This window comes from Cryobacterium shii (assembly GCF_004402595.1).
GTDB classification, from domain to species: Bacteria; Actinomycetota; Actinomycetes; order Actinomycetales; family Microbacteriaceae; genus Cryobacterium; species Cryobacterium shii.
In genome coordinates, this window is record NZ_SOFY01000007.1 from 1 (window position 1) to 10568 (window position 10568).

11 protein-coding genes and 1 other RNA gene are annotated in these 10568 nt (G+C 67.6%); 6 read left to right on the forward strand and 6 right to left on the reverse strand.

Annotated features, from left to right (window positions below; all coding sequences use genetic code 11):
• Positions 1-110 precede the first annotated feature (110 nt).
• From E3O49_RS00865 to E3O49_RS00875, 3 genes are read right to left on the reverse strand one after another with little or no spacing between them, the layout of a single operon-like run.
• Positions 111-767 carry a pentapeptide repeat-containing protein gene (locus tag E3O49_RS00865; protein WP_134365132.1) on the reverse strand — a complete coding sequence of 219 codons (657 nt, stop codon included), beginning with the start codon at positions 765-767 and terminating at the stop codon, positions 111-113.
• A 2-nt stretch (positions 768-769) separates the two neighbouring features.
• On the reverse strand, positions 770-1252 hold the full coding sequence (locus E3O49_RS00870) for a nitroreductase family deazaflavin-dependent oxidoreductase (protein WP_134450845.1): 483 nt from the start codon (positions 1250-1252) through the stop codon (positions 770-772).
• 59 nt (positions 1253-1311) lie between these two features.
• Positions 1312-2583, reverse strand: coding sequence for an MFS transporter (locus E3O49_RS00875; RefSeq protein WP_134365130.1), 1272 nt, complete (start codon positions 2581-2583; stop codon positions 1312-1314).
• 75 nt (positions 2584-2658) lie between these two features.
• Here E3O49_RS00875 and prfB point away from each other — a divergent pair, with 75 nt between their 5' ends.
• The 6 genes from prfB to E3O49_RS00905 all read left to right on the forward strand — a co-directional run bounded on the left by prfB (position 2659) and on the right by E3O49_RS00905 (position 8911).
• Positions 2659-3768, forward strand: a complete 1110-nt coding sequence (gene prfB, locus E3O49_RS00880; protein WP_134450847.1) for a peptide chain release factor 2 — start codon at positions 2659-2661, stop codon at positions 3766-3768.
• Between the two features lie 88 nt (positions 3769-3856).
• A complete protein-coding gene (gene ftsE / locus E3O49_RS00885) occupies positions 3857-5050 on the forward strand; it encodes a cell division ATP-binding protein FtsE (RefSeq protein WP_134402403.1) in 1194 nt (397 codons plus the stop codon).
• Entirely contained in the window at positions 5047-5961 is a 915-nt protein-coding gene (gene ftsX, locus E3O49_RS00890; RefSeq protein WP_134365127.1) for a permease-like cell division protein FtsX, read from the forward strand. The genes ftsE and ftsX overlap by 4 nt, the downstream gene beginning before the upstream one ends.
• An 87-nt stretch (positions 5962-6048) precedes the next feature.
• On the forward strand, positions 6049-6525 hold the full coding sequence (gene smpB, locus E3O49_RS00895) for an SsrA-binding protein SmpB (protein WP_104193627.1): 477 nt from the start codon (positions 6049-6051) through the stop codon (positions 6523-6525).
• 135 nt (positions 6526-6660) lie between these two features.
• Positions 6661-7035, forward strand: a transfer-messenger RNA (tmRNA) gene (gene ssrA, locus E3O49_RS00900).
• 151 nt (positions 7036-7186) lie between these two features.
• Complete coding sequence (locus tag E3O49_RS00905) at positions 7187-8911, forward strand: SulP family inorganic anion transporter (RefSeq protein WP_134365126.1); 1725 nt, start codon at positions 7187-7189, stop codon at positions 8909-8911.
• A gap of 43 nt (positions 8912-8954) precedes the next feature.
• Here E3O49_RS00905 and E3O49_RS00910 read toward each other — a convergent pair whose 3' ends face one another.
• The 3 genes from E3O49_RS00910 to E3O49_RS00920 form a co-directional block, all read right to left on the reverse strand.
• A complete protein-coding gene (locus tag E3O49_RS00910) occupies positions 8955-9260 on the reverse strand; it encodes a multicopper oxidase domain-containing protein (RefSeq protein WP_134450849.1) in 306 nt (101 codons plus the stop codon).
• Between the two features lie 66 nt (positions 9261-9326).
• Positions 9327-10169: an IS21-like element helper ATPase IstB gene (istB, locus tag E3O49_RS00915; protein WP_134450850.1), complete on the reverse strand. Its 843-nt coding sequence runs from the start codon at positions 10167-10169 to the stop codon at positions 9327-9329.
• Positions 10166-10568 (reverse strand): Mu transposase domain-containing protein (locus E3O49_RS00920; RefSeq protein ID WP_420898173.1); only part of this gene is annotated, 403 nt, incomplete at its 5' end. The genes E3O49_RS00920 and istB, both read right to left, overlap by 4 nt.

The window sequence follows — 10568 nt, forward strand, 5'->3', positions numbered from 1 at the left end:
ACGACGACCGCCACAGCAACGCCCCGCCCGCTGCGGCCAAATCGGCCCGGATCTCGTCGCATCAACTTCGAATAGGCGTTACTGACACACGCTCCTAGGGCAGGGGACGGCTAGGTGACGATGATGCCCAGGTGGGCGGCGAGCAGCGGCGCCAGCAGGCTCAGCTGTGCGTCGTCGATCGTTGCGCCGCGCAGCCCCTCGAGCCCGTGGACGGCGCTGAAATCGCTCGAGCGCAGGTCCACGTCCTTGAGCGTCGCGCGCGTCACGTCGAGGGTGCCGATGCGGCAGTCGCGCAGTTCCAGGCGCTGCACGGTGGCCCCGCCCAGGTCGAGCTCTTCGATAATGCAGTTAGAGAGCAGTACGTCGGTGAGTGTCGCGCCGCGCAGGTTCACGAAATCGAGCTTTGACCCGTCGATCTGAACGGAGCGCAGGGTGGCCTCGTAGAGCTCGACCGAGCCGAGCCGGGAGTGCTCGACCGAAACGCCCCGCCAACTGGAGCGGGGCGCGCTGAAGACGGCTGCGTGCAGCTCTCCGGCCACGCAGTCGGCGACGGATGCCCCGCGCAGCTGCGAATCGCTGAGGGAGACTCCGCGCAGCTCGCACTCCTGGAAACCGATGCCGGTCAGGTCCCTGCCGGACAGGTCGCAGCCGGTGAATCGTTCCGCTTCCCGGCTGTCACCGGCGCGGAGGTCGCCACCGTCGGCATCCGTCAGTCCGGTCAGCACGATGCGGTCGAGTTGCGGGCCCCGGGTTTGCGCGCGCGCCACCGTCAGGAGGCGGCGGAGGAGGCGGCGGCCGAGGCGGCCGAGGCGGCGACGGGAACGGGCTCGAGCACGAACACCGGGATGACCCGGTTCGTCTTCTTCTCGTAGGCGGCGTAGTCGGGGAACGCGGCCACGGCCCGCTCCCACCACTTCGCGCGTTCGGTGCCGGTGACCTCGCGTGCCAGCATGTCCTGGCGGTGCGGGCCGTCCTGCAGCTCCACGTGCGGGTGGGCCAGCACGTTGCCGTACCAGATGGGGTTCTTCGGGCTGCCGCCGAGGGAGGCGATGGCGGCATAGGCGCCTTCGTGTTCCACGCGCATCAGTGGGGTCTTGCGCAACTTGCCCGACTTCGCGCCGAGGGTGGTGAGCACGATGACGGGCATCCCGCGCAACGTGGTGCCCTGCGTGCCGCCGGAGCTTTCGTACAGGTCGACCTGGTCGCGCACCCACTGCTGGGTGCCGGGCTCGTATTCTCCGATGAGGGGCATACGACCATTAAACGCCACCGGGCCGACCCGCATTCCCTCGGCCGTTCGCCCGGTGCGGATCAGGGGCGCGGTCGCGGCCGGCGCGGCGCGTAGCGGGGGATGTAGCGCCCGAGGATCACGGCGCCGAACAGCCCGAACACGCCCATCACGCCGCTGGCCAGCGACACGGTCGCCACCGCGGTCAGGCCGGCCACGGCCAGGGGGGCGACGGCGCCGCCCAGGTCGGCGGTGAACCGCCAGGCGCCGAGGAACGGTGCCGGGCTGGTGTTCTTCGGGGCGAGGTCGGCGCCCAGGGTCATCAGCAGCCCGCTGCCGATCCCGTTCGCCAGAGCCAGGATCATCGCCACCGCGATGAACCACTCCACGTTGGTCGGCAGGTCGTGCGTGAACGCGAGGATGAGGTGCCCGGCTCCCAGCCCGATCATCGACGGGAGAGCGGTCCACATCCGGCCGAAACGGTCCATGATCTGGCCGCTGGCGTAGAACAGGGCGAAGTCGACCGCACCCGCGATGCCGATGATCAGGGCGATGTCGGGCACGCTGATGCCGATGCTGACCGCCCAGAGCGGGAGGAGCACGGTGCGGGACGCCCGCATGGCCCCGATCAGGCCCGCGCCCGTGCCCAGCCTCAGGAGAACGGCCCGGTAACCCCAGATGGTGCGGAACAGTCCCTGTGATTCCTCGGCCGCGAGCTCCTGGCCGGCCGGATGCACCGTGCCATCCGGTGCTCTGGCCAGTTCGGGGCCACCGAAGGTGCTTGCGGGGTCAGGCAGGAGGAGGAGCATGGTGGCCGCGCCGAGACAGCAGACCACGAACACCCAGAAGACGGCCTCCGTGCCCCCGGTCAGACGGATGAGTCCGGCCGCGATGAACGGGCCGACGAACCAGCCGGCCCGGAAAATGCCGCCGAGGGTCGACAGCGCCCTGGCCCGGAAGGCCAGCGGCACGTAGCTGGTCATGAAGGCGTGGCGCGCCAGCGCGAAGACGGCGGTGGCCAGGCCGATCAGGAAGATCCCGATCCCCAGCACCCACGGGTTCGGGGCTGCTATGCAGATCAACACGGCGATGACCGCGAGCATGGCGGCCCAGATCATCGCGTTGCGCTCGCCGATGCGGGACACCACCCACCCGCTCGGGATGTCGCCGACGAGTTCGCCCACCATGATCATGGCCGCGATGAACCCGGCGACCGCGAGGGAGGCGCCCAGGTCGTTGGCCACGATCGGGATCAGCGGGATGATGGCGCCCTCGCCGATCGAGAACAGCAGGGTCGGCAGGAACGCCGCGAGTGCGACGGAGCGGAGGCTGAAGGGGCGCTCGGCGATACTCATGGCTCCTCGATGCTACTTCAGCCCGGGTGCTTCAGCCCGCGCTCCGTCAACCCGCCCGGTAGGCTGGGGTTTGACATGATTGAGCTGGACTTTTCGGAGCAGATCGCCGCGATGCGGGCCACGTTCGGCGACATCCGGTCGGTGATCGACATTGATCGACTCCGCACGGATATCGCCGACCTGAACGAACAGGCGGGAGCGCCCGACCTGTGGGATGACTCCGCGCACGCCCAGAAGGTGACCAGCGAGCTCAGCCACCGCCAGTCGGAGCTCGCCCGAATCGTGAGCATCGAGAGCCGCCTCGACGACCTCGAGGTGCTGGTCGAACTGGCCAACGCCGAAGGTGACCAGGAATCCGCCGACGAGGCCACGGCCGAGCTGGCGAGCCTGCAGAAAGTGCTGGGCGAGCTCGAGGTGCACACCCTGCTCAACGGCGAGTTCGACATCCGCCCGGCCGTCATCACCATCCGTTCGGGGGCCGGCGGGGTGGATGCGGCGGACTTCGCCGAGATGCTGCTGCGCATGTACCTGCGCTGGGCCGAGCAGCACGACTACCCGGTGCAGGTGCTCGACGTGGGTTACGCCGACGAGGCCGGCATCAAGTCCGCGACGATCCAGGTGGATGCCCCGTACGCGTTCGGCACCCTGAGCGTCGAGGCCGGAACGCACCGCCTGGTGCGGATGAGCCCCTTCAACTCGGCCGGCAAACGCCAGACCTCGTTCGCCGCCGTCGAGGTGGTCCCGTTGATCGAGCAGACCGAATCGATCGAGGTGCCCGAGAACGACATCCGGGTCGATGTCTTCCGCTCCAGCGGCCCCGGCGGCCAGTCGGTGAACACCACCGACTCCGCCGTGCGGATCACCCACCTGCCCACGGGCACGGTCGTGAGCTGCCAGAACGAGAAGAGCCAGATCCAGAACCGGGCCGCCGCCATGCGCGTGCTCCAGTCCAGGCTGCTCCTGCTGCAGCGCGAGCAGGAGGCGGCAACGAAGAAGGAACTGGCCGGCGTCATCACCGCGAGCTGGGGCGACCAGATGCGCAGCTACGTGCTCGCGCCCTACCAAATGGTGAAGGACCTGCGCACCAACTACGAGGTCAACAACCCCAGCCAGGTCTTCGACGGCGACCTCGACGGCTTCATCGCTGCCGGAATCCGCTGGCGCAAACAGGCTCCGCAGGACTAGCGAGCCTCTCTTCCGTCGCGCCACCTGTTGTCGCAATAGGTATGTCGCTGTGAGAAATCTCAGGATGGCTGCTTAGGCTCAAAGGGCCATGATCCGTTTTGACACCATCACCAAGCAATATCCGGGAACGAACCGACCCGCCCTGGACGCCATCAGTGTCGAGATTCTGCGTGGTGAGTTCGTCTTCCTTGTCGGCGCGTCCGGCTCGGGCAAGTCAACCTGCCTGCGCCTCGTGCTGAAGGAGGACAAACCCACCAGCGGCAGCATCCACGTGCTCGGGCAGGACCTCCGGTCGATCTCGAACCGCAAGGTGCCATACTTCCGCCGCAACCTCGGAGTCGTCTTCCAGGACTTCCGCCTGCTGCCCAACAAGAGCGTGTTCGACAACGTGGCCTTCAGCCTGCAGGTCATCGGCAAGTCCCGTGGTTACATCCAGGAAGCCGTGCCCGACACCCTGGAGATGGTCGGTCTGGCCGAGAAGGCCCAGCGCTTGCCGCACGAGCTCTCCGGTGGTGAACAGCAGCGGGTGGCGATTGCGCGGGCCATCGTCAACAAGCCGCAGGTTCTGCTCGCCGACGAGCCCACCGGAAACCTCGACCCCACCACCAGCGCCGGCATCATGGCGCTGCTGGAACGCATCAACGCCGGCGGCACCACCGTGGTCATGGCCACGCACGAGGCCGGGATCGTCGACCAGATGCAGCGCCGCGTGATCGAGCTGGCGGCCGGCAAGATCGTGCGCGACGAGCGTCAGGGCGGCTACGCCACCTCGGCCATCCCCACCGTCATGGCCGGCACCGGACGCCGGTCCGCACCCGCGGCATCCGTCTTCGCACCCGCGGCGTCCGCGCCGCTCGTGCACCCCGCCGCTGCCGAACCGGCCGTCCTGCCGCCCGGCGGATCGCCCGCCGAGCCGGCGACGGAGCCGGTGGCCGAACCCGCGACCGTGCGCGCCGCCCAGCCGCCCCGCTTCTTCGCACCGGTTCCGGTTCCCCTGGTCGAGGCCAGAGAGGCCGCCCGCCAGGCCGTTCTCGCTGCCGCCGACAGAGGCAGGACCGGCACGCAGGCGCACCCGGTGCAGAGCACCGATTCCAGCAACGACACCGCACAGGGCACTGGGACGGATGCCGCGGACGGGGGCCCCGCCATGACCCGCCCCGCGCTCTCGACCACCCAGCACGACGTGCCGGAGCAACTGACCCTGGCCGAGAAGCTCGGGCTGCGCGCTCCGGGTGAGAAACCGGACCAGACCGGCGAACAGAATGTAGGGCCCACCCGATGAGACTCGGACTCGTGCTCTCCGAAGCCGCCAACGGCCTGCGCCGCAACGCCTCCATGGTTGTATCCGTCGTGCTCGTGACGTTCATCTCGCTGACCTTCGTCGGTGTCGCCGTGCTGATGCAGATGCAGATCGGCCAGATGAAGAACTTCTGGTACGACCGCGCGCAGGTGGGCATCTACATGTGCACCGCGATCTCGCCCGGTGAAACCTGCACCGCCGGTGAGGCGACGCAGGAACAGATCGACACGGTCACGGCTCAGCTCGAATCGCCCACCCTGGCACCGTTCATCGACAAGTACTACTTCGAGACCCACGACCAGGCGTTCGAGAACTTCAAGAAGCAGTTCTCGGGCAACCCGGTGGCAGACTACGTCACCCCCGACCAGTTGAACCAGACGTTCTGGGTGAACCTGAAGGACCCCTCGCAGTCCGACGTTCTCGTCGAGAGCTTGTCCGGGGTATCGGGGGTCGAGAACGTGGCCGACCAGCGCAAGTACCTGGATCAGATCTTCGCCGTGCTGAATGTGGCCAGTTACACCGCGATCGGGATCGCCTCGCTGATGCTTGTGGCGGCGGCCCTGCTGATCGCGACCACCATTCGCCTGTCGGCGTTCTCCCGGCGGAGGGAGCTGGGCATTATGAGGCTGGTCGGGGCATCCAACCGGTTCATCCAAACGCCGTTCATCCTGGAAGGCGTGTTCGCCGCACTCCTCGGCTCCCTGCTGGCGGGAGGCGCAGTTATGGCAATCGTGCTCTGGTTCGTTCAGGGTTATCTGGGCGACCGGCTGACCAGCTTTTCGCTGGTCGGGGTCGACGACGCCCTGGTGGTGGTTCCGATCCTGCTCCTGGTCGGCGCCGTGCTGGCGGCGTTCTCGGCCAACTTCGCCATTACCCGGTATCTGAAGGTCTGACCCGCGGCCGGCATCCGTGAGCCCGCTAGACTGATGGGCTGGTCGGTATCGCGTCCGAGCAAACACACCGAGTTGAGGAGCAAGTCCGTGCCCAGGGAAATAGGCGAGAAGGTCGTCTCGACCAATCGCAAGGCACGCCACGATTACCTCATCGAGGAGACCTACGAGGCCGGGATGGTGCTCAGCGGCACCGAAGTGAAGTCCCTCCGGGCCGGTCGGGCCTCGCTCGTGGACGGCTACGCCTTCATCGAGAACGGCGAGATCTGGCTCGACGCCGTGCACATCCAGGAGTACGTCGCCGGCACCTGGACCAACCACCCGCCCCGCCGCAAGCGCAAACTCCTGATGCATAAGCAGGAGATCATCAAGATCAGCCACAAGACCAAAGAGGGCGGCTACACGCTCGTGCCGCTGCGCTTGTACTTCAAGAACGGCAAGGCCAAGGTCGAGATCGCGGTCGCCAAGGGCAAGAAGGAATACGACAAGCGCCAGACGTTGCGCGAGCGCCAGGACAAGCGCGAGTCCGACCGGGCCATCTCCGCCCGCAAGAACCTCGGCGACTAGCCATCCGCCCCTGGTGTGTTGTAAGCTAAGGGGCTGTACGAAGCGGCCGATCTGGTCGCGCCGTGCAGATTGAAAACTCAACAGCGTGTGACAGGAACCCACTTGAATGCCGCCACGGCGGCAGTGAGTGCACAGGGGGATGATCGGTTTCGACATTGCCTGCGCAATTATGAGAAGCGGGTCGAGGATGCAGGGTTATCTCGTAAACGATCTCTGCAAAACAATAAGTGCCAAATCAAACCGCACTGACTTCGCCCTCGCTGCCTAAGCGAGCGCACTAAGAAGTCCGCCAGGCCGGGAATGCTCTCTACCCGGATCCTGACGTCATTTAGAGAGATTGCTCCTACTCTGAGCCGCGGGGTGTAGGGGGACTTGAACGAGGGCTGGGCTTGTCGGATTAGATGCCAGTGGCAAATTCCGGAGCCGAGTAGAACGATTTCACTGGATACACCCGTAGAAGGCATATGACCACAGCAGTGGACGGGGGTTCAATTCCCCCCATCTCCACCACCGGTTCCTGTCACACCTGTGAGTCGAAAGGCCCGAACCCCAAGGTTCGGGCCTTTCGTTGTTCGGGCCTTTCGTTGTTCGGGCCCTTTCCCTGTTTCGCGACACACAACCGACATCGGATGCAGCAAGATGGGGCCGGGAAGGGAACTGGATGACTGCGACCTGGCTGCGGAGGTGGGTGCCGGGAGTCGACACCGCGCTGACCTACCGCCGCGCGTGGCTGTTGCCCGACCTACGAGCAGGAGTCGTGCTGACCGCGCTGCTGATCCCGGTCGGAATCGGCTATGCCGAGGTGGCCGGCCTCCCGCCCGAAACCGGGTTGTACGCCACGATCATCCCCCTGCTCGCGTACGCCCTGTTCGGACCGTCGCGGGTGCTGGTCCTCGGGCCTGATTCCGCGCTGGCGCCGATCATCGCGGCGGTGGTGCTTCCCCTGGCCGTCGGCGATGACGCGCGCGCGGTCGCGTTGGCCGGGCTCCTGGCGATCATGGTCGGCGTGATTCTGGCCCTCGGCGGGGTGCTGCGCCTCGGCTTCGTGACCGACCTTCTCTCCAAGCCGATCCGGGTCGGCTACCTCAATGCGCTGGCCATCCTGGTGATCCTGTCGCAACTGCCCGCGTTCCTGGGTTTCTCCATCGACTCGGCTACGCCGCTGGGAGACGTCACGGCCATCGTCACCGGTGTTCTGGATGGGCGGGTCGACGTGACGGCCCTCCTGTTCGGGCTCGGGTCGCTCCTCATCATCGTCGGGCTGTCCTGGGGAAAGTCGCGCATTCCCGGTGTGCTCGTGGCCGTGGTCGCGGCGACGGTCCTGACGGCCGTGCTGGGGCTGCAGGACACGCTCCCGGTGGTCGGGGCGATGCCGCAGGGGCTGCCTGCCCCGGCCCTCGGCGGTCTGGTCTGGGCCGATGTGGCGGCGCTGGCCCTCCCCGCCCTGGGCGTCGCCCTGATCGCGTTCGCCGACACGGCCGTGCTGTCGCGCACGTTTGCGGCGCGCCGCGGAGAGAACGTCGACGGCAGCCAGGAGATGGCGGCGATCGGGGTGTCGAACATCGCGGGCGGCCTGCTGGGCGGCTTCCCCGTGTCAGCGTCCTCGTCGCGCACACCCGTCGCGGAGAGCGCGGGGTCCCGCAGTCAGCTCACCGGCATCGTCGGTGCCGTGCTGATCGTGGTGTTCATGGTGCTCGCCCCGGCGCTGACCGATTTCCTCCCGTCGGCCACCATCGCCGCGGTCGTCATCATCGCCGCCGCCGGGCTGGTCGACCTGAGGGGATTCATCGCGCTGGTGCGGATGAACAAAGTGGATGCCGCCCTCTCGCTCGCGTCCTTCCTGGGGGTCCTGGTGGTGGGCGTGATCGAGGGCATCGGTGTGGCGATCGTCTTGTCGCTCGGGGCATTCGTCAGCTATGCCTGGCGCCCCTACCGGGCCGAGCTCGGTCGCATCCGTGGCCTGCGCGGATACCACGACCTGTCGCGGCATCCGGAGGGCGAGCGGCTGCCGGGCATCGTCATCGTGCGCTTCGACGCCCCGCTGTTCTTCGCCAACGGCGGCATCTTCGACGACTACGTGCGTCGCCTGGTCACTCGGGCGGGCAGCGATGTGCGAACGGTCATCCTCGCGGCCGAGCCCATCACCGACATCGACACGACCGCCGTCGAGGAGCTGCTCGAACTCGACGACTTCCTCACCTCGCGCGGGATCACCCTGATCTTCGCCGAGATGAAGGGGCCGGTGAAAGACCACCTGCGCGACTACGGGCTGAGCGGGCGGTTCCCGCCGGAACGGTTCGCCGTCACCGTCGGGGAGGCCGTCGACGAGGCCACCGGAACCCTGCGCGGCGACCTCGAGGGAACCGAATGGGACGACGAGCCGTGACGTCGGCCGAGTCCGGTCGGCGTGACGCCGGGCGAGCCCCTCGCTACCGGGGGAGCACCCGATAGCGGGTCAACATGCCCGCGGTGATGTGGTCGTTCACGTGGCAATGGAACAGCCAGGTGCCGGCGTCGTCGGGAACCATGTCGGCCTCCATCATGCTGGCCGGCAGGAGGCTCACGACGTCCGTGCGCATCCCGAGTGCGGTGACCGTGTTGCCGTGCCAGTGCGGCGTGTGAAGGTCGACCTCGGTGCCCATCCCCATCACGTACCAGCGCACCCGCTCGCCCTTCTTCATGGTCAGCGAGTCAATCGGCTGGTTGGCGAAGACGTAGCCGTTGATCGAATGCATCAGTGACGGCGCTCAGCGAAATTCCCCAGTCCTGCTCATCGAAGCTCCCCAGGTCGCGGGGATAGATTAGCGGAAGTTTGTGCCCGTTGTCACGCGGCGGAGCTCGTTGGATTGGGCGGCGTGGTTGCGGAGCCGGTAGGAGCCGCCGTCGAGGGTGACGACGACGGATCGGTGCAGGAGCCTGTCGAGCATCGCGGCGGCTTCGGTGGTGTCGCCGAGGATCTCGCCCCAGGCGCCGACGGGCCGGTTCGTGGTGATCACGATCGACGTTTTCAGGTAGCGCTGGTTGATGACCTGGAACAGTGCTGATGCGGCCTCGGCGGGCAGCGGCAGGTAGCCGAGCTCGTCGATTACGAGCAGCGTCGGGCCGGCGAAGAACCGCATCATCGTGCCCCACTTGCCCTCGATCGCGGCGCGGTGGCAGCGGGCGGCGAGATCGGCCGCGGAGGTGAAGTAGGTGCGGTAGCCGGCCTGCACTGCGGCGTGGCCGAGGCCCGTGGCGATGTGGGTCTTCCCGACTCCGGGCGGTCCGATCAGCAGCACATTGGTCGCGGTCTCGAGGTAGCGGCAGGTGCCGAGCTCGGCGAGCAGGTTGCGGTCGATGCCGGAGGCGGCGTCGAGGTCGAAGTCGTCGAGGGTGGCGCCGGTGGGGAGGTTCGCGAAGCGGAACCGGCCGGAGAGGCGTCGGGCGTCGGTCGCGGTGACCTCGATGGAGAGTAGGCGCTCGAGGGCGTGGGTGAGGCTCCAGCCCTCGGCTTGGGCCTGGTCGAGGACGCGGGGCAGAGCGTCGGCGGCGTCGGCGAGCTTGAGCTCGGTGAGGTGGCCGCGCAGCTGCTGATAGACGCTCGCTGGCGTCGCCGTGGTCACGGGGGTGGCGGTCGTCTGGGTGGTAGTGAGTGGGGTGTTCATCGGAGGGTGTTCCTGTTCTTCGCGGCCGTCTCGTAGGCGGCCAGGCTGATCACGGTGGTGGGTTCGGCGCTGCCAGTCAGCGCCATCGCGGCGCGGCGGGCCGCGGTGCCGGGTGGGATGCGTTCCTTCTTCCGGTGTGGCCGGCCGGGAGGCGCGGAGGCCAGGGCGATGGTCTCCAGGGCGGTGACGTGTCCGCTGTCGCGGATCGTGACCCCGAGGCCGGCCTCCGCGAGCGTGTGGCGGGCGAGGACGACCCCGGAGATGGTGGCGATGTCGATGGTCGTCGCGCCGAGGCGTTGGTGGACGACGACGCGGGCTGCGGCCAGTTCCGGCGGGACCGAGTAGCGGTTGCCGCGCCAATCGATCAGCGCCTGCCGTGTCGCGGTGCGTTGCTCGGTC